At 62.6% G+C, this 17,213-nt stretch carries 21 protein-coding genes; 11 read left to right on the top strand and 10 right to left on the bottom strand.

Going from position 1 to position 17,213, the window contains the following annotated elements; all coding sequences use genetic code 11:
- Positions 1-221: 221 nt before the first annotated feature.
- Positions 222-668, bottom strand: a complete 447-nt coding sequence (locus V5N12_RS07835) for a type IV pilin N-terminal domain-containing protein (RefSeq protein WP_332898599.1) — start codon at positions 666-668, stop codon at positions 222-224.
- 424 nt (positions 669-1,092) lie between these two features.
- Between V5N12_RS07835 and mbhE the strand changes: the two genes are divergently transcribed.
- From mbhE to mnhG, 7 genes are read left to right on the top strand one after another with little or no spacing between them, the layout of a single operon-like run.
- Positions 1,093-3,525, top strand: coding sequence for a hydrogen gas-evolving membrane-bound hydrogenase subunit E (mbhE, locus tag V5N12_RS07830; RefSeq protein WP_442904964.1), 2,433 nt, complete (start codon positions 1,093-1,095; stop codon positions 3,523-3,525).
- Positions 3,522-3,998 carry an MnhB domain-containing protein gene (locus V5N12_RS07825; RefSeq protein WP_332898598.1) on the top strand — a complete coding sequence of 159 codons (477 nt, stop codon included), beginning with the start codon at positions 3,522-3,524 and terminating at the stop codon, positions 3,996-3,998. Before mbhE ends, V5N12_RS07825 begins: the two co-directional genes overlap by 4 nt.
- Positions 3,995-4,345, top strand: a complete 351-nt coding sequence (locus tag V5N12_RS07820; protein ID WP_332898597.1) for a sodium:proton antiporter — start codon at positions 3,995-3,997, stop codon at positions 4,343-4,345. Before V5N12_RS07825 ends, V5N12_RS07820 begins: the two co-directional genes overlap by 4 nt.
- Positions 4,345-5,916, top strand: a complete 1,572-nt coding sequence (locus V5N12_RS07815; RefSeq protein WP_332898596.1) for a complex I subunit 5 family protein — start codon at positions 4,345-4,347, stop codon at positions 5,914-5,916. The genes V5N12_RS07820 and V5N12_RS07815 overlap by 1 nt, the downstream gene beginning before the upstream one ends.
- Positions 5,913-6,473, top strand: coding sequence for a Na+/H+ antiporter subunit E (locus tag V5N12_RS07810; protein ID WP_332898595.1), 561 nt, complete (start codon positions 5,913-5,915; stop codon positions 6,471-6,473). The genes V5N12_RS07815 and V5N12_RS07810 overlap by 4 nt, the downstream gene beginning before the upstream one ends.
- On the top strand, positions 6,463-6,759 hold the full coding sequence (locus V5N12_RS07805) for a monovalent cation/H+ antiporter complex subunit F (RefSeq protein WP_332898594.1): 297 nt from the start codon (positions 6,463-6,465) through the stop codon (positions 6,757-6,759). The genes V5N12_RS07810 and V5N12_RS07805 overlap by 11 nt, the downstream gene beginning before the upstream one ends.
- On the top strand, positions 6,756-7,097 hold the full coding sequence (mnhG, locus tag V5N12_RS07800; RefSeq protein WP_332898593.1) for a monovalent cation/H(+) antiporter subunit G: 342 nt from the start codon (positions 6,756-6,758) through the stop codon (positions 7,095-7,097). The genes V5N12_RS07805 and mnhG overlap by 4 nt, the downstream gene beginning before the upstream one ends.
- Here mnhG and coaBC read toward each other — a convergent pair.
- Both coaBC and V5N12_RS07790 read right to left on the bottom strand, forming a co-directional pair.
- A complete protein-coding gene (coaBC, locus tag V5N12_RS07795) occupies positions 7,094-8,248 on the bottom strand; it encodes a bifunctional phosphopantothenoylcysteine decarboxylase/phosphopantothenate--cysteine ligase CoaBC (protein WP_332898592.1) in 1,155 nt (384 codons plus the stop codon). The genes mnhG and coaBC overlap by 4 nt on opposite strands.
- Before the next feature lie 53 nt (positions 8,249-8,301).
- On the bottom strand, positions 8,302-9,054 hold the full coding sequence (locus V5N12_RS07790) for an NAD(P)/FAD-dependent oxidoreductase (RefSeq protein ID WP_332898591.1): 753 nt from the start codon (positions 9,052-9,054) through the stop codon (positions 8,302-8,304).
- Positions 9,055-9,134: 80 nt separating this feature from the next.
- Between V5N12_RS07790 and V5N12_RS07785 the strand changes: the two genes are divergently transcribed.
- Entirely contained in the window at positions 9,135-9,659 is a 525-nt protein-coding gene (locus tag V5N12_RS07785; RefSeq protein ID WP_332898590.1) for an SRPBCC family protein, read from the top strand.
- Here the strand turns inward: V5N12_RS07785 and V5N12_RS07780 are convergent, their stop codons facing one another.
- The 3 genes from V5N12_RS07780 to V5N12_RS07770 all read right to left on the bottom strand — a co-directional run bounded on the left by V5N12_RS07780 (position 9,660) and on the right by V5N12_RS07770 (position 12,505).
- A complete protein-coding gene (locus V5N12_RS07780; RefSeq protein WP_332898589.1) occupies positions 9,660-10,253 on the bottom strand; it encodes a plastocyanin/azurin family copper-binding protein in 594 nt (197 codons plus the stop codon).
- A gap of 90 nt (positions 10,254-10,343) precedes the next feature.
- Positions 10,344-11,408 carry a M42 family metallopeptidase gene (locus V5N12_RS07775; RefSeq protein ID WP_332898588.1) on the bottom strand — a complete coding sequence of 355 codons (1,065 nt, stop codon included), beginning with the start codon at positions 11,406-11,408 and terminating at the stop codon, positions 10,344-10,346.
- A 32-nt stretch (positions 11,409-11,440) separates the two neighbouring features.
- A complete protein-coding gene (locus V5N12_RS07770; protein WP_332898587.1) occupies positions 11,441-12,505 on the bottom strand; it encodes a polyprenyl synthetase family protein in 1,065 nt (354 codons plus the stop codon).
- Between the two features lie 87 nt (positions 12,506-12,592).
- Between V5N12_RS07770 and V5N12_RS07765 the strand changes: the two genes are divergently transcribed.
- The 3 genes from V5N12_RS07765 (at position 12,593) to V5N12_RS07755 (ending at position 15,209) form a co-directional block, all read left to right on the top strand.
- Positions 12,593-13,897: a M28 family peptidase gene (locus V5N12_RS07765; protein ID WP_332898586.1), complete on the top strand. Its 1,305-nt coding sequence runs from the start codon at positions 12,593-12,595 to the stop codon at positions 13,895-13,897.
- Between the two features lie 99 nt (positions 13,898-13,996).
- Complete coding sequence (locus V5N12_RS07760; protein WP_332898585.1) at positions 13,997-14,728, top strand: ATP-NAD kinase; 732 nt, start codon at positions 13,997-13,999, stop codon at positions 14,726-14,728.
- 40 nt (positions 14,729-14,768) lie between these two features.
- The gene (locus V5N12_RS07755) at positions 14,769-15,209 is read left to right on the top strand and encodes a DUF7313 family protein (protein WP_332898584.1); all 441 of its coding nucleotides are present in this window, start codon (positions 14,769-14,771) and stop codon (positions 15,207-15,209) included.
- A 54-nt stretch (positions 15,210-15,263) separates the two neighbouring features.
- Here the strand turns inward: V5N12_RS07755 and V5N12_RS07750 are convergent, their stop codons facing one another.
- The 4 genes from V5N12_RS07750 to V5N12_RS07735 all read right to left on the bottom strand — a co-directional run bounded on the left by V5N12_RS07750 (position 15,264) and on the right by V5N12_RS07735 (position 17,210).
- Positions 15,264-15,746, bottom strand: coding sequence for a methyltransferase family protein (locus V5N12_RS07750; protein WP_332898583.1), 483 nt, complete (start codon positions 15,744-15,746; stop codon positions 15,264-15,266).
- A gap of 89 nt (positions 15,747-15,835) precedes the next feature.
- Entirely contained in the window at positions 15,836-16,108 is a 273-nt protein-coding gene (locus V5N12_RS07745) for a DUF7314 family protein (protein WP_332898582.1), read from the bottom strand.
- The gene (locus V5N12_RS07740) at positions 16,101-16,427 is read right to left on the bottom strand and encodes a DUF7315 family membrane protein (protein ID WP_332898581.1); all 327 of its coding nucleotides are present in this window, start codon (positions 16,425-16,427) and stop codon (positions 16,101-16,103) included. The genes V5N12_RS07745 and V5N12_RS07740 overlap by 8 nt, the downstream gene beginning before the upstream one ends.
- 24 nt (positions 16,428-16,451) lie before the next feature.
- Entirely contained in the window at positions 16,452-17,210 is a 759-nt protein-coding gene (locus tag V5N12_RS07735) for a cytochrome bc complex cytochrome b subunit (RefSeq protein ID WP_332898580.1), read from the bottom strand.
- Positions 17,211-17,213 lie beyond the last annotated feature (3 nt).

Genomic DNA, 17,213 nt, shown 5'->3' with positions numbered 1-17,213 from the left:
CGCTCTGTCGGGTACGGAAGAAAGCCGACAATTCCAGTGGGCGCGAGTTTCCATCCCGTCAGAGCGTGCTAATTATTGATATTAGCTATACCCTAATAAATCTACGCAGAAAATTTAATCTGAAATAAAGGTAAACATTGATAACATATCTCTCTCCGGGCGAACCCACAGGTCGAGATATTTTACGTCAGAAAAAATGAATGTTGGCAGTATTTTTTCGATTATGCCAGCGGTCCAGACCACGTCTGGATGGTTGCCGTGTCACCGGAGCCATCGTCGTAGATAAGGCGAACGGTGTCACCAGAGCCGACCGTGACAACAATATCATTCGCTGCATCCGCACCAACCGTGACCGAGTCGCCAGCGGTAACAAAGCCGTCTGCATCAACCCAAGTTTCTGAGTCAGCACTTCCGACTTTTACTTTCAAGTCTGCTGCCTTGATCTTGTCACCGGTTTCATGGGTGATGGTCAGTACATTGTCTGCCCCTGAATCATCGTAGTCGAAGCTGAATTTTGCCTGTGGTGCACTGTCCCCCACTTGATCCCCAAGGTTGAGAACGAACGTCCCGATGACTGCGGCGAGAATGACCGTGATGGCGACCATCAAGATAACCCCAATCACTGGCGAGACTGCGTCCTCTTCTGTAAAGAGTTGTTTTAACTGCATTGTATTTTCCTCAGACACCCCGACCGTGTTCCCAACAGAGCAGTGCCCTGTTTACTTAGCTGAAGCTGGTAGAAGATTAGCTGTTAATCCCCTTCCCCCCTCTCCAGTGTTGACCAGAGTGTTCAGCCTATATGAAGTGTCCAAGTATATTAAATGTTTCCGTGCCAGATAATTGTTCATTAACAACAGGAAATATGCGCTTTCCCAGTTGTATCACCTGCTGGACGTGTTCCCGGGTGTGTTTCCGGCAAGGATTGTAAGGGCCTTGGAGAGCCACGGAAAATCACCACGAGACGGGTTCGCGCAGTCATTGAGAACGGTTAAGTTGATTTGCTTGTGAACAACAGTTGTGCTACCACAGACGCTGTCACTCCTGCAGGCGTCTGGCGTTCCCGACCTCGGCTCGCTCGCCAGCCAAGGTGTCGTGACCTCGACTGTCGCGGCAACGTCAGCCCCTGCCCCGGACACCCTAGCGTTGCTCGCGGTGCTCGCGCTCCCGTTTCTCGGCGCGGCACTCGTCCCGGTGGTGTACCGTGCCCTCGGAGAGCGCACGGCCTACTTCGCGGCGGCAATCGCGCTCGCGTGTTTCGCGCTCGTTGCCTCCCAGTACGGCCGCGTCGGCGCGGTCACCATCCCGTGGATACCTGAACTCGGCGTCTCACTGACGCTGTACGTAGACGGCCTCTCGCTGCTCATTGGCTTCCTCGCCAGCGGCGTGGGCGTGCTCATCCTCACCTACTCCGGTGGCTACATGCACGGCGAGCCGGGGCAAGCGAAGTACTACGCCTCGCTGCTCGCGTTCATGGGGTCGATGCTCGGCGTCGCCTTCGCCGCAGACCTCATCGCGCTGTTCGTGTTCTGGGAGCTGACGAGCCTGTCGTCGTTCATGCTCATCGGCCACTACCAGCGCAAACGCAGCTCGCAGTACGCCGCCCGCAAATCCATGATTATCACCGTCGCGGGCGGGCTGTTCATGCTCGTTGGCTTCCTGTTGCTCCACCACGTCTCCGCGCAAGTGCTTGGTGAGGCAACCTACACCCTCGTCGGCTCGCAAAACGGCCTCATCGAGAACGCAGACGCCATCAACGAGGCGCTTCGCTCTTCGGGCCTCCTCATCCCGGTCATCGCGCTCATCGGCGTCGGCGCGGCGGCCAAATCCGCGCAGGTTCCCCTGCACATCTGGCTGCCAAACGCGATGGAAGCGCCAACGCCCGTTTCGGCGTTCCTCCACTCCGCGACGATGGTCAAAGCCGGCGTCTACCTCGTCGGCCGCTTCCGGCCGCTGCTCGTCGGCGACGAATGGATGCTCATCTTCGCCACGCTTGGCTTGCTCACGATGACGGTGACCGCCATCCTCGCCGTCGGCGCGACGGACATCAAAGAACTGCTCGCCTATTCGACGGCTTCACACCTCGGGCTCATCATCGCTGGCTTCGGCTTTGCGAACGAACTCGGCGGCGAAACGGGCGCGTTCCACATCCTGAACCACGCCGTGTTCAAGGCCGCACTCTTCCTCGTCGCTGGTATCATCGCGCACGAGGCAGGGACGCGGCTCATCTCGGAACTCGGGGGGTTGCGCAAGGACTTACCAATCGCCGCCGGCATCACGTTCGTCGCGGCCCTCGGTATGGCGGGCGTGCCGCCGTTCAACGGTTTCTACTCGAAAGAACTGCTCTTCGAGGCAGCCTACGAAGCGGCCGTGCACGCGGGCGGCATCTGGTGGCTGTACCCCGCCGTCGCCGTCTTCGGCAGCGTGTTCACCTTCCTCTACTCCATCAAGTTCCTCTCGCTGTTCTTCGGCGACAAGCCAGAGGGGCTCGGACACGTCCACCGACCTCCGCTCACGATGGTTGCGCCGCCGCTCCTGCTCGCCGGCCTCGCGCTGGTCATCTCGATTAGCCCGCAGACGGCCATCGACACCATCGTCCAATCGGTGTTCGAGGGCGTCATTCCGGCCCACGGACCGGGCGAAGAAGTCCACCACATGACGATTGGTCTGCCGACCGAACTCAAGCCAGCCGTCATCATGAGCGCCATCACCATCGGCCTCGGCGCGGTGGCGTGGCCGTTCTACGACCGCCTCCACGCAGGCATCAACGCGATTACGGCCGTGAAATACCTTCGCGCGAACTGGTATTATGACAACACGATCTACGGGCTGACCACGCTCTCACAGTTCTCGATGCCGCAGGTCCAGACCGGCCTCGTGCGCACCTACATCACGTGGTCGCTCGCCGCGGTGAGCGCGCTCGCCCTTGGCGGCTACCTCGCCGCGAGCGTGTCGCTCCCGGCGTTCTCGGGCGTCGCAATCGGCATCCCAATCGCGCTCGTGTTGCTCCTCGCGGTGGTCGGCGCGATTGCCGTGAGCATCGCACCGTCACACATCGCGGGCGTGCTCACACTCTCGATTCTCGGCTTCATGGTCGCGGTGTTCTTCGTGCTCGCAAACGCACCCGACCTCGCCCTGACCCAACTCGTCATCGAGACGCTCGTGTTGGTCATCTTCCTGCTGGTACTCGACAAGCTGCCAGCCTACTACGGCACGGCAAAGCGCGCCATCGCGGCGCGAGACGCCGTCCTCTCTGCGGTGGTGGGCGTCACGGTGTTCCTGACCGTCTTGCTCACGACGGCCGCGACGCCGGACGACCCCATCTACACCTACTTCATCGAACGGGCGGGCATCCCCGCAGAACACGGCAACCTCCTCGTCAATTACGGCGGCGGAGGCAACATCGTTAACGTCATCCTCGTGGACTTCAGAGCGTTCGACACCTTGGGTGAAATCTCGGTCGTCGCAATGGCCGCGCTGTCGGTGCTGACTCTGATTGCCATGCGTGGGCGAGGTGAGCGCGGATGACAGAAAAGGACACGACCGTCATCTCGCGGACGGTCACCCGCATCGTCGTCCCACTTATCCTCCTCGTAGCCATCGCGCTACTCTTACAGGGCCACAACCTGCCCGGTGGTGGGTTCATCGCGGGCGTCCTCACGGTCGCCTCGTTCGCCCTCATCTACATCATCTTCGGGCTCGACTACCTCGAAGAAGAACTCCTCCATCGCAGACCGGAGAGTTCGCTCGATGTCATCCAGCCGAGCATCGTCGAAGACTACCGCGGCCTGTTCGCCGCCGGTCTCATCCTCGCGGCGGGAAGCGGCGTCGTCGCCATGCTGTTTGGCGTCCCCTTCCTCACACAGGCCGTCCTGTTCGTCGAACACGTACCAATCTACCATGAAATCGAACTCGCCTCGGCGCTCGCGTTCGACCTCGGCGTCTACCTCGTCGTGGTCGGCGCGCTGCTCACGATTCTCGCGGTGGTGGGGGCAGAATGACGCAGTTTGCCCTCGCCGCCGTCCTCGGCTTGCTGTTCGCCCTCGGGACGTTCCTCGTCCTTCGACGGGACATCGTCCGCGTCGTCTGGGGTGTGACCATCATCAGCCAGTCTGCAAACGTCTATCTCGTCACTATGGGTGGACTCTCTGGGAGTGTCCCAATACTCTCACACGGCGCTCACGGCGAGGTCGGCGCAGTCACCGACCCGCTCGTCCAGGCGCTCGTCCTCACGGCCATCGTCATCGGCTTCGGGACGACGGCGTTCGCGCTCGTGCTCACCTACCGCGTGCACCAAGAACACGGGACAATCGACCTGTTCGAACTCGAACGCGGAGGTGACACCTGATGGAGCCTGCACACCTCGTCATCGCGCCCTTACTGACGGCGCTCGTGACGGCCATCCTGACGCTCGCCACGCGCAACTACCTGAACGTCCAGCGCGCCGTGAGCGCGCTTGGTGGCCTCGGCTACCTCGTGGGCGTCGGCGTCCTCTATCAGGCAATTCAGGCGGACGCAGACGGCGTCATCGTCTACCAACTGTCTGACTGGGGTGCGCCGTTTGGCATCACGCTCGTCGCGGACGCCCTTGCCGTGTTCATGCTCGGCCTCGCCGCGCTCGTGAGCATCGCCGCGCTCGCCTACTCGGTGCGCTTTATCAGCGACTACGGCCAGCGCGTCTCGTATCACCCGCTCTACCACCTCATGATGGTGGGCGTGACCGGGTCGTTCCTCACGGGCGACATCTTCAACCTGTTCGTCTGGTTCGAAGTGATGCTCATGTCGAGTTACGTCCTCGTCGCGTTCTACAGCGGGAAACAACACACCCGCGCGGCGCTCACCTACGTCGTGCTCAACCTGCTCGGCAGCGCGGTCATGTTGCTCGCCATCGGTGGCCTCTACGCCACGACCGGCACGCTCAACATGGCCGACATGGCCCAGCGACTCGCAGACCCAGCGGCCTTTGGCATCGACCCGGCTCCGGTGCTCGGCCTCTCTGCAATCCTCTTTACCGTCTTCGCGCTGAAGGCGGGGATTGCGCCGTTCCAGTTCTGGGTGCCACCTGCCTACCGCGCGGCCCCTGCACCGGTCGCCGCGATGCTCGCGGGCGTGGTGAAGAAGGTCGGCGTGTACGCGATTATCCGCCTCTACTTTACCATCTTCGCCGCCGCGACCCTGCCCGCCGGACTCTCGCTGCCCGGCCTGTCTGGAACCTCGTTCCTCGACTTCTTCGGGCCGGTGTTCTTCATCATGGCCACTGCGAGCATCCTGCTCGGCGGTTTCGGCGCAGTCGGGAGAAAAACCGTAGACGGGATGCTCGCCTACTCCTCTATCGGACAGGTTGGCTTCATCCTGCTCCCGCTCGCCGTCGCTGCGACGGTGCCTGAAGTGCGCACGCTCGGCATCGCCGCCGCGCTCATCTACTCGCTGAACCACGGCTTTGCGAAGGCGCTGCTGTTCCTCGCAAGCGGTATCATCGAGCGGATGACCGGCACGCTCGAATTTGCGAACCTCGGCGGCCTCACCGAACGCGCGCCCGTGCTCTCGGGTGGCTTCTTCCTCGGCGCACTCGCGCTCATCGGAATCCCACCACTGTCGGGCTTCTTCGGCAAACTGCTTGTGTTCGACACGGCCGCCCGCGCGGGGGCTGACGCCGCCCTCGCCGTCGCACTCGCCGGAGCCATTCTGACGATTGCGTACTTCTCGCGCGCGTGGAATCGTGGCTTCTGGGGCGAGCCGGTCGAGATTCTCGAACGGCCCTCGACCACGCTGACCGTCGCCGTCGTGGCGCTCGCCCTCGGCGTGGTCGTCCTCGGCATCGGGTTCGACCCCGTCATGGAGGCTGCGAATGCCGCCGCGAACGCCGCAGTCGACCGAGCGGGCTACATCGACGCCGTCGCCCCGGAGGTGGTGGCATGAAACGTTGGCCCGTGCTCGGCGTCTCGCTCGCCGTGCTCTGGCTGTTCGTCCGCGGCGCGCCGCTGTTCGAACCCGTCGCCCTGTTCGGGGAGTTCCTGCTCGGGCTCGCCCTCGGCATTCCCATCGCGTTTGCCTTCCGCCGGTTCTACGCGGACGACGTGAAACTCGGCCGGGCAGTTGGAGCCGTGCCGTACGCGCTGCTCTACGTGCTCGTGTTCCTCCGAGAACTCGCCACCGCGAACGTGGACGTCGCCTACCGGGTGCTCTCGCCGTCAATGCCCATCCACCCGGGCGTCATCGAGGTGCCCCTGCGCGTCAAGTCCGACCTTGGCATCACGACCATCGCAAACAGCATCACCCTGACTCCAGGGACACTCACCATGGATTACAACGAGGAGACGAACACCCTCTACGTCCACGCCATCGACGCCCGCGACCCCGCGGCCATCATGGCCCCGATTCGGACGTGGGAAGACTACGCACTGGTCATCTTCGACGAAGAACTGAATCCCGACGACCCCGTCCCCGTCCACGGAGGTGAGCCAGATGGCAACTGAGGCCGCCGCGCCAGAGTTCGTCACGCTCGCCTTGCAGGCGGGCCTCATCGTCGCAAGCACTGTCACGCTGCTCGCGGGCTACCGGGTCATCACGGGGCCAACGACGCCAGACCGCGTCGTCGCCCTCGATACCATCGGGACAAACGTCGTCGCAATTGCCGTGTTGTTCGCCCTGCTCACCGACGAAGGGCTGTTCATCGACGTGGCGCTGGTGCTCGCCATCATCGGGTTCATCAGCACAATTGCCGTGGCACGCTACGTCACGGAGGGGGACATCATCGAATGACCGCCGCAATCTCCACCCTGCAGGGCATCATCGTCGTCGCCCTCGTCGCCGTCGGTGCGTTCTTCCTCACCGTTGGCACCGTGGGCCTGCTTCGCCTCCCGACCGTCTACAACCGGATGCACTCGACGAGTAAGGCGACCACGCTCGGCGTGGCCTCCATGTTCCTCGCCGCGTTCGTCTACTTCGGCCCGCGGGCAGAAGGGCTGACCTCGCTCGTCGGCATCGGGTTCCTGTTCCTGACCGCACCCACGGGTGCGCACATGATTTCGCGGGCGGCCCAGAAGATGGGCATCCCGTTCATGAACGACATCGCGTGGCCGGGCGACGAAGACGACTAAAGTTCGGTTTCCAACTCTTCTGCAACGCAAACGCCGAGGGCGGTTTTTTCGCCTTCGAACACTCGCGCACTATGCTCTCGAACGATGAGCGCGCGCGTTTCGTCTTGTCCCATCACGCTCGCGTCGTTTGCGACGACAAAGGAGAGGTCGGCGCGCGTGAGAATCTCACGAGCTTTCTCGATGAGCGCGTCGTCTGTGCCGTCTGATTCGGCTTTGAAGCCAACGATGGTGAGGTCGGGATGGGCCTTTCGCACGCTGTCGATGAGCTTTGGCGTCGGGACGAGCGAGAGCGAGAGGTCGTCCTGTTTCGAGCGAATCTTCTCGTCGCTCGTCTCGACGGTGTAGTCGCTGATTGCGGCGACGGAGATGAGCGCGTCCGCCGTTTTTGCTGCGTCCATGACCGCATCGAGCATCTCTGCCGCGGTTTCGACGCGTACGACGGCTGCGTAGGGCACGTCGGGGCCGTCATGGACGAGCGTCACGTCCGCACCCTTGGTGTAGAGCGCACGGGCGACTGAGCGGCCGGTCTTTCCCGACGAGCGGTTTGCGATGACGCGCACGGGGTCAACCGCCTCAGAGGTGCCGCCGCTCGTGACGATGACGCGCTTGCCCGAGAGCGGACTCGGAGTGACGTGGCGCGCGAGCGCGAGGGCGATTGTGTCCTTGGTCGCGATTTTCGCCTTGCCCTCCTCGATGCGCGGGGAGACGAAGTGGACGCCCCACGACTCGACTTTCTCGATGGCTTCCAAAACGCCCGGATGGTCGTACATCGGTTCGTGCATGGCCGGGGCGATGACGACGGGAATTCCCGACCCAAGCGCCGTCGTCGCGCACGTCGTGACCGGCGTGTCATCGACCGCGTTTGCGATTTTCCCCACCGAATTTGCGGTTCCCGGCGCGATGAGGAGCACGTCCGCCCAGCCGTCGTAGCCACACAGTTCGACGTGTTCGACTTTGCCCGTGATTTCGGTGACGACGGGCTGTTGGGTGGCGTATTCGAGCGACCACGGGTGGATGATTCCCTGTGCGCTCTGGGTCATCACCGCGCGGACGGACGCCCCGTGTCGGCGCAGTTCGTGGGCGAGTTCCACGGTCTTGACCGCCGCGATGCTCCCGGTCACGCCCAGCGCAACGTTCACTCCCTCTAGCATTCTTGTCGTATCTCTGTCGCGCGAGGGTAAAAGTATAGGACAGTCGCGGGTGACTACTCGTCTTCTTCTGCGCGCTCGGCAAGCACGCTCGGGTGCATCGTCGGCTCGTCCGGGTGCGGTTCTTCGAAGTACGACTGCATCAACTCGCGCGACTGGCTCTCGCGGCGTCTGCGCTCGGCCTCTGAAATCTCCTCACAGCCCGGTGGCACCTCGCGGCCGCGCTCGGTGAAGTAGCCCTCGGGGGCGACCCAGTCGTTGTAGAAGGGCACGTCAGAGTCGTGGATGAGGGTGAGGGCGACCTGCGCGCCGTGGCCCGCCGCGACGACAGTTTGGTGGTACTGGGCGGCGAGTCGGCCCGCGGCGTAGAGGCCGGATTCGTCGGTGCGCCCGTTGTCATCCGTGCCGATGTACTGCTTGCTCCCGCGCTTGTCGAGGTCCACGTCGAGGTTCTCGAGGTAGGTGCTGTCGGCCCACGACGCAGCGATGACGCGGTCGGCTTTGAGGATGCCTTCGTCGGTGTTCACGACGAAGCCCTCGTCGTCGCGTTCGATGGCGATGACGCGCTCGTCGGTGAAAATACAGCCATTGCGCGCCGCCTGCGCGCGGGTCATGTCGAGAAACAGCCGCGAGTTCACGCCCGCCGGGAAGCCGGGGACGTTCTCCAAGTGGGCGTTGCGCTTGAGAATCGATTCGCCGTGGGTGACGACGAGCGTGTCAAGGTTCGCGCGGGCAGTGAAGATGCCAGCGGTGAGCCCGGAGACGCCGCCACCTACGATGAGGACGTCGTGTCGGTTTTCGTCGGTCATTGGCCGAATTTCGTGGCTTGGGGTTACAAACCAATTGGTTCGGGCACACCTTCTTGCTTGCACGCGCCTATTGCTGTCCCGTGGACGAAATCGAAGTCAGCACCGTCATCTATCTGCCCCCCGAGGAGGTGTACGAGTTTCTCGTCGATTTCCCGCGCTACACCCGCTACTCGAAACACCTGCAGGAGGTGCGCCGCTACGGAGACGGCAGCCCCGGCACGGAGTACGACCTGCGCTTTACGTGGTGGAAGCTCTCGTATACAGCGCGCTCGCGGGTCACCGACCTCTCGCCGCCGAACGAAATCGAGTGGGCCGTCGTAAAAGATATCGAGGCGACGGGCTACTGGCGCGTAGACGAGATAGACCCACCCGAAGACGAAGCCCACGCCTGTCGCGTTTGGCTCTACATCGAGTACGACCCGCACTCAGCACACGTTGGCGCGCTCAATCTCCCGCGATTCGTCTCGCTCGACTGGGTCGTCAGAAAGGTCAAACCGCTCATTCTCGAAGAAGCACAGCGCGTGGTCGAACGAATCGTCGCCGACATCGAAGGACGGCGCAGAACCGTCGAGTTGACGATTCACCAACCGCCAGACCTCGCCTGATTACTCGTCGATTTCGTAGTCGCCGCCGTACTTCATGAAGAAGTAGGCGAAGCCGAGCACCGTAGACAGGCCGATGGTCGTTGCGATACCGATGACTTTCGCGCTGTCTGGAATCGGGGACGTTGCGCCACCGCCAGCGGGCGCGGCACCGGATTCGTTGATGACGATTTCACCGGTCATCCCCGAGGAGGCGTGGGGCTGGCAGTGATACTCGTAGGTGCCGAGCGTATCGAACGTGTGTTCGTAGGTGAACCCCTCGTTTTCGAGGGATTCTGAGCCTTCCCAGCCCGCGCCGTCGGGTTGGCTGTCGACCACGATGTTGTGGTTGTCAGACCCCCACGTGAACGTCACCGTGGTTCCCGGGGATGCGTAGAGTGGTTCTTCGGTACCGGGGGTGAACACGAGGTCACCGCCAGGGCCGACTTCGACCGTTTTGGAGCCGCCACCGCCGCCTCCGCCGCCATCAGAGCTGTTGTTGCCACCTTCTTCCTGCGCGCTTGCGTTGCCCGCAGCGCCGGCGACCGCTGCAGTTCCTGCGGCGGCCCGGAGGAAGCCCCGACGGCTCACCGCCTTCTCGGAATTGTCATCGCTCATGCGCGGGGCTAAGACCCACCCGGTACTCAATACTTTGGTTCGCGTTCGCGCCCCTTTATAAAGAATCGGCTTGGCGGGCGGAACGTCAGCTTACAACGAGTAGTCGTGCTGGCCAGTTTCCGTCGTGAGGAATGTAGTGAGGAGGTCGATGGTTGCCTCGATGTCGACGTAGTGGGCGCTCTCTGCGACGGTGTGGAGATAGCGCGTCGGCACCGAAATCGCGCCGACGGGCTTTGCGCCCGAGGAGTTCTGTAACCCGCCGGTGTCCGTCCCGCCCGCGGGCAGGATTTCTGGTTGGCTGGGGATGTCGTGCTCCGCTGCGACCGCGCGCAGGCGCTTGTTCACCTTCGGATTCGTGATGACGCTCCCGTCTTTGAGCTTGATTCCCGCGCCCTCACCAAGCGTCGTGACGTAGTCGCCGGGCTTGAACCCGGGCACGTCGTTCGCCACGGTCACGTCGAGCGCGAGCGCGAGGTCGGGGTCTAAGTCCACGCCGAGCGCCTCCGCCCCGCGCAAGCCAACTTCCTCTTGGACGGTCGCAGCAAAGTGGATGGTCACCGCGGGGTTCTCGATGCGCTTTGCGGCTTCGAGCATCGCAAACAGACAGACGCGGTCGTCTAGGGACTTGCCCGTGACGGTGTTCCCGACGACGGTCGTCGTCTGCTCCATCGAGACGAGGTCGCCAACGGTGACGCGCTCGTTTGCCTCCTCGCCGGGAAGTCCGAGGTCGACGAACACGTCTTCGACCTTCGGCTCTTTCTTTTTCTGTTCCTCGGTGAGCGTGTGGGGCGGCACAGAGCCGATGACGCCGGTCAGGTCGCCGTCGTCGGTGTGGACGACCACGCGCTGGGCTTTGAGCACGGCCGGGTCCCAGCCGCCGAGTGCGTCCAGTTGGAGAAAGCCGTCGTCGGTGACGTGGCGGACGATGAACCCAATCTCGTCCATGTGCGCGGCGATGACGACTTCGTAATCCGATGCGCCGTCGATGGTTCCGACGACGTTGCCCATCGCGTCAGACTGAACGTGGTCGACGTGGCCGTCAAATTCGCGGCGGACGAGCTCGCGGATGCGGTCTTCGTAGCCCGGCACACCGTGGGCTTCGGTGAGTTCTTTCAACAATGGGTAGTCGAACCCAAAATCCGGCTGGTCGGTCATGGCTCTTGGTCAGCACCGGTCGGGCATAAGCGCTACACGTTTCGCTCGACGACGAAGCGCGTGAACGCAGCGAGTTTCTCTGCGGCCGCTGGCTCCAACTCGACGTTCGTGAGTTCCTCGCGCGCCGCCGCAGAGAGCGCGAGTGCTTGCTCGCGGGCGTATTCGACGCTCCCGGTTTCGACGAAGATGTCGAGGACTTCTTCGATTTCGTCGTCCGTGTTTTCCTCAGCCCAGAGAATCTTCTCTAAGCGCGCGACGGTTTCAGGAGGCGCGGTCTCTGCGGCGTGAATGACCATCAGCGTCTTTTTGCCTTCGCGGATGTCGTTGCCGAACTCCTTGCCGAACGCGCCGCCGTCTTGGAGGGCGGTCTCGACGTCGAGGATGTCGTCGCCAATCTGGAAGGAGATGCTCATGAGTTCGGCGTAGCGTGCGACGTGGCGTTCGACCTCGGCCGATTGGCCGGTCACGATAGCCGCGAGGCGAGCGACGATTCGCCCGAGGCAGCCGGTTTTACACGCACACATTTCGAGGTATTCGGGTTCCCCAACGCGAATCTCTTTTTCGTTGTGCCAGAGGATGTCCATGCCCTGGCCGAGATGCGTCCGATTCAGTTCGTACATGAGCATCTCGTAGGCCGCAAGCCGTGCTTCGGCATCGAGGTTGCCGGGGTTGTGCGTCAAGATTTTCAGCGGTAGGAAGTACATCGCGTTGCCCGCGTTCAGGGCAACGTCTTCGCCGTAAACGTGGTGGAGCGCCGGGCCGCCACGGCGGAGGGTCGCCCCGTCTTCAACGTCGTCTACGATGATGGTGCCGTTGTGGAGGATTTCTGGAATCACCGCATAAGGGAGATAGGATTCCGGGTCTTCGCCAAACGCCTGCGTGAGCAAGACAAAGATGACCGCCCGCCAGCGTTTGCCGCCGCGGTCGAGCAACTCCCAGAGCGGCGTCGAAAGCGCCTTGTGGAGGGCGACGGCGTCGTACTTGTACGTTGGTTCACCGAAAAACTCCGCAAGGTAGGAGTCGTCTACATCGCGGGGGAGGTGTCGGGCAATCTCCTCGTCGATAATCGGCCGCCACTCCTCGAGTACATCCCGCATACTGTGGTAGGTTAGAGTCGCGGAATAAAGTTCTATCCACAATCCGGACACCGGACAGTATTTTGCCCTGTGCAGTGAGGTTCGAATATGACCGACTGGATTGGCCAGACCTTCACCAGTACCGTTGGGTGGGAGCATCTGGAGACGCTCGTAGACATCGGTGACCGACAAGCCGGAAACGCAGGCGAGCGCGACGCCGCAGAAGCCACGCGCGACGCCTTGGAAGCGGTCGGCGCGCGCAACGCCCACTTAGACGAGTTCCCGATTCAGGGCTGGACGCGCGGGACGAGCGCCATCCACGCAGGCGACGACGAAGAGCGGTGTATCGCCCTGCCGCGCAGTCCAAGCGGCGAGGAAACCGCAGAACTCGTTGACCTCGGCTACGGCCTCCCTGAGGACTTCGAGGACGCGGACGTCGAGGGGAACGTCGTCATGGTCTCGACCAACGTCCCAAACTGGTACGAGCGCTTCCCCCACCGCCGCGAAAAGTACTACCACGCCGTCGAAGGCGGCGCAGTGGCCTTCATCTTCCGCAACCACGTCGAAGGCGGGCTCGCACCCACGGGCAGCGTCGGAATGGACGACGCCCCAATTGGTGAGATTCCCGCCGTCGGCGTCTCGAAAGAGGTCGGCGCACGGCTCTCCCGCCGGTACGAGGGCGACGACGTGACCGTCTCCGTCGAAGCCAACATCCACGACGCGACGAGCCAGAACATCCACGCAGACCTCGGGCCGGACACCGACGAAGCTGTCCTCATCACGAGTCACGTGGACGCCCACGACATCTGCGAGGGCGCGATGGACAACGGCGCGGGCACGGCGATGGCCGTCGAACTCGCGCGCGCACTCAAAACCCGTGAGGACGAACTCGACACGCGCGTCCACTTCCTCATCTTCGGCGCAGAAGAAGTCGGTCTCGTCGGCGCGAGTCACGCCGCCAAAACGATGGACCACGACGCCATCAAAGCCATTCTGAACAACGACGGCGTCGTCCAGGGGCGCGACCTCAAGTTCTACACCCACGGCTTCGACGAACTCAAAGCCGCCGTCAACACGATTGCAAAGCAGTTCGACCACCCGATGACGGCGACCCCGCGCCTTGGCCCGCACTCAGACCACTGGGAGTTCGTCCAGTGGGGCGTCCCCGGCTACCACGTCACCGCAGAGACCGGCGAATCGGGCCGCGGCTGGGGTCACACCCGCGCGGACACTCTCGACAAACTCGAAGTGCGCAACTTCCGTGAGAGTGCGATTCTCCTCACGGAACTCGCCGTCCACCTCGCCAGCGACGAATTCGAGGTGGCCCACAAGCAACCAGAGGAGATAGCAAACGCACTCGAAGCCGAAAATCTCGATACAGCGCTCAAACTCACGGGCGACTGGCCGTACTGATACCGCACGCCTGTTGTCGAATCCCGCAGTCTTTTGGCAGCCCGGTACGTGATTCAGGCTAATGACTGGTCGCAGGCTCACCTGCCGGGAGGTGTCGATGTGAAAATTGGCGTGTTCGCCCCCTCACCGGCCACCGCCATCATCGACGCCATCACCGACGCAGGCGGCGAGGCTGTCACGGCTCCCGCTGAGACCGACGATGTCGACGCGCTCGTCACGGTGGGCGAGGAGGCGCTTTTGGCACTCGTTCCCGACGGCGTTTCTGTGCCAGTTCTCCCAATCGACGCAGCGGCTGGCATCCCGTCAGTGACAGCGGACGATGCACTCGACGCCGTGACCGCGCTCGTTGCCGGCGACTACGACACCGAAACCGTCCCCCTCCTTTCTGCGACCGTGGATGAACGAACCGTCCGCGCACTGCGCGACGTGATGCTCGTCACTACCGAACCGGCGCGCATCTCGGAGTACGCCATCTCGTCTGCGGGCGAGCGCGTCGCAGAGTTCCGCGCCGATGGCGTCGTCGTCGCAACCCCCGCGGGCAGTCACGGCTACGCGCGCGCGGCGGGCGGGTCGGTCGTCGCACCGGGTGAGTTGGCAAGTATCGTCCCTATCTCGCCGTTCGCCATCGACCGGAGCCACTGGGTGCTCCCGATGGCCGACCTCTCGATTGCGGTGGTGCGCGACGAGGCGGAAGTCGAGTTATTGGCCGATACACGCCGCGAGCTCATCGTTCCAGCTGGCTCGTCCGTCGATATTTCGGTTACAGAGACAGTTTCGATTGCGGTGGTTGCCGAAACCACCCCCGTCCTCCCGGGGTCGGGCGCCCGGTAGATTGGAAAAGTTCTAATGGGTTACGGACTGAGAAACGCCTATGCAAACGCTTGCGATGTTCGGCCCGCTTGACACCATCGTCGGCCCCTACATCGAGTTCATCGTTCTCGGACTCCTGGTGGCCAACATGGTGACGCGAATCGTCGCCCACCGGTCTCATGTGAACCAGAACAACGACGGGGGCGCAGACGCGATAAGCCGCTCGATGCTCCACAACGTGACGACGGCGCTGCTCGTCCTCGCAACCCTCTACTACCTCACCTGGGACTCCTATGCGGGGCTCGTCTCGGGCATCCTCATCCTTGGGATGGTCATCACCGACTTCTTCGAATTCGAGGCCCGCCTCGTCGAAGCCCGGCGCGACGTGCCACTCGACACACCGAAAGGCGCAATCGCCGCCTCCGTGCTGGCGCTGCTCTACGTTGCCTTCCAGACGCTGTTCTTCATCGTCGAACCGGTCTGGACCGCCATCGTCGGGTAGTCACGCTCCGTTTCTTCTCTGCACTACCACGCCCGAGCGCCCGCAGTCAGGCGCTCACAGATATCGCCTAACTGTCGCGCGGTACTCGTGATACTCCGCGTCGAACGTCCGCGCCAGTGTCGCTTCCTCACGTCGCACTACGAGGTGCGTCCAGCCTGCGACAGCCGGGAGGAACACGAACGGCCACACATTATTCCAGAGTAGTCCACTGCCAACGTACAGTCCCGTCCACGCCACGTACATCGGATTGCGGCTGTGGCTATAGGGAAACGCAGTTCGAAGCGACTTGGGATTCTCGATGGTCTCAGTACCGGCTGCACGAACGGCAGCCACAACACCGGACACGCTGAGGGCGATAAGCACCCAGCCAAACTGACGGACGCGATAGGGTTGCCGAACGAGTCGAATGGGACGGAACGCGTGGAGAAATACACTGAGAACGAGTGCAGTCACGTGCGGCTCTGGAATCGGGACGTTTTGCCACCGTATGGATGGCTGTACATGCGTCCACCGCCGCCTCTGCTGTGACGATGCCATACGGCTACTACGGGCCGCTATCGAAAATTTATTGCGTGGAAAAGCGCCGGGCTCTGTGGGCGGAGAAAACGAAGAAAGATCGCAGTCGATTACTCGGATTTCGCGCGCTCTGCACGGGCCGCGCGCAGCTGGTTCACGGCGGGGATGATGACCCAGAACGTGAGCGCGCCGAGGATGGCGAACCAGAACAGTGCGTCGCGGAGGTAAACCGCCATCGTCCCGTACAGGTCAAGCCCTTCGGGTGTTGCGCCGATAAGTTGCTCACCCTCGAAGCTGGGCGTGTTGTACCACCCTGCGAGAACCATCCAGAGCAGGCCAGCACCCGTGAAGATACCAAGCCCTTTTGCGAATTCGTCAGCCATTATCCTGAGGTTCGTCGGCGTCGTCTTTAGACTTTCCCATTCCCTGAGCGCGAAAGCGCGTCGAGAAGGCGTACACGATGGCACCGAGTGCAATCAGGCCAATGCCAACCAAGGCAATGGGGAGGTTCACCTCATCCGCAGCGAGCGACGACTGTTGGGTGGCGGCGTCGATGACGAGAAACCCGCCAACGACGGCGACCACGGCGAACAGCGTCGAGAACACGGTGATGGTTTTGTACAGACGAATCGGGACTTCGACATCACGAGCGCCACGCTCAGACGGGGTTGCGTCCGGCGAGCGCTCATCGGTTGGTGCCATTGACGAAAAGTGGTGGAAATCCGGTTACTGCGGTGGCCGCAGGCGGTAGTACCGGCGGTTGAGTTCGAACATGTAGCCTTCGCGCATCGCCTTCAACACCGCGTAGCTGATGAAGCCACAGACGAACGGCACGAGGAACGTCAGGTCGAACAGCAGGTCTGCGTTCATCGGGACGAGGTTCTTGACTGCGAGTGCGCTGATGGTGAGGGCGAACACGACGCCAAACACACCAACGGACGCCCAGAACGGTTCCTCGACCGGTCTGCGCGCGCTCCCTTTGTTCAGGAAGGGGACGACCGCAATCGCGCCCACGACGATGAGGTTCGCAATCACGCCGTACGTCGCGTCCGCCATCAGTTTCTGTCCGCCGATGATGGCGAGGTCGGGGTTGAGCGGCCCCATCTTCAGCAGGCCGAACGACCAGTACAGATACCAGTCAGGCAGGATGATCGCCGGAGTCGTACTCGGATTTGCTGGCGGGCCGATGTGCGGTGGCAGCGTCGCAGACAGGAACAGCAACATTCCGGTGAAGAATGCGACGAGCGAGAGGTTCCGAATCATCTCGTGGGGCCACGCAGGGAATCCGAGTACGTCGCGTTCGACGTAGCTAGAGGACATCCGCAGGTCCTGGTCTTCGCGCCGTGAGCGCTCGAAGTACTCGTAGGTCAGCCGGGAGAGCCCTTCGGTGCGCTGTTTGCGCTCCAGCCATGTGGGCGTCTCATCGTCCGGCGGGACGATGCCAGTGCCGTCGGTTCTGACTTCTGTGTCGTTGTTTTCGCTCATGAT

The sequence above is a fragment of the Haladaptatus sp. CMSO5 genome, from assembly GCF_036689885.1.
GTDB lineage: Archaea > Halobacteriota > Halobacteria > Halobacteriales > Halococcaceae > QDMS2.
Note: the sequence above shows the minus strand (reverse complement) of the source record. Positions and strands in the feature narration are given on the sequence as shown.